At 24.4% G+C, this 973-nt stretch carries 1 protein-coding gene; it reads left to right on the top strand.

The genetic code is table 4. The features are described 5' to 3' along the window. On the top strand, positions 1-952 hold a 952-nt coding region (locus tag D9R21_RS07755), incomplete at its 5' end, for a hypothetical protein (protein ID WP_158614000.1). Positions 953-973: the final 21 nt, after the last annotated feature.

Here is a 973-nt window from a genome sequence, read left to right as displayed (position 1 = left end):
AGTTCAAAAAATACCACGCGTAAATGAAAAAAATGCTAATAAATGATTGTCTGAATATGGATTAAATATTGATAAAATAAGCAAAATTAATACTAATGAATGATATAACATTATGACCAATCTTCATAAAAAAGGTTTTGGTAAAAACCTACTATTAAATGCCAGTTTAATGCGGGGCAGTAAAATATATAATAATAAATTATTAAATATTTTGCATCAAACACCAATTAAATTAAATAAAGCATTAAATTATTTAAACCCAAATTTTTATATTCAAAAAGTAACTAAAAAATTATTATCCCCAATTGAAAAACAAATAATTACGATTAAACAAAAAGTAATTAATAAAATTACTGAGCAAAATAAAAAAATATTGTCTAAATTTGAAACTAAGGCTATTAAAAAAGGCCAATTATTACCTTTTGCTTATGGTTCTGATGTTTTTTTAGCAGTAAAAATTGTTCCTTTATCAGTTGCGGGTGAAGTTGCTTTAACAATATATTATAAGAACCCAAAATATGTCCCTATTGTAGTTATGACAACTTTAATCAAAGCAGAACAATTTGTTTCGGCTCCTGAACCGTTTAAATTTTATATGAACAGTGGGTGGTTTATTGGTTGGGGATTTAAAAAAACAAGTTTGTTTAATTTAGTTTCTTTTGCTCCAGTTGCTTATCAGCAAATAGTAAAAGATAGTTTTAAAATATATCGAATAATTGCTAAGGTATTAAAGTTGCAAGAACAATTTAAAAATAACTTTAATAAAGACAAATTGTTAAAAACCTTGGAAGAAAGTGCTGTTACTAGTTTGTTAGGTAGTGGCGTAGCATTTCAAACATATAAACAACTTAGAACAAAGCAAAATTTAAGCAAGACAATTAAAACAAAAACACTATTAAATAGTAAAAAGTTTATTTTAAAGAAAATATATTCTAAAAAAAGTAAATGATAAGGAGATGATTAAATGTTAAAT

Origin of the sequence: Spiroplasma endosymbiont of Megaselia nigra, from assembly GCF_003987485.1 — a bacterium.
Taxonomy (GTDB): Bacteria; Bacillota_I; Bacilli_A; order Mycoplasmatales; family Mycoplasmataceae; genus Spiroplasma.
The sequence above is the reverse complement of the archived record's forward strand: the minus strand, read 5'-3'. Positions and strand labels throughout refer to the sequence as shown.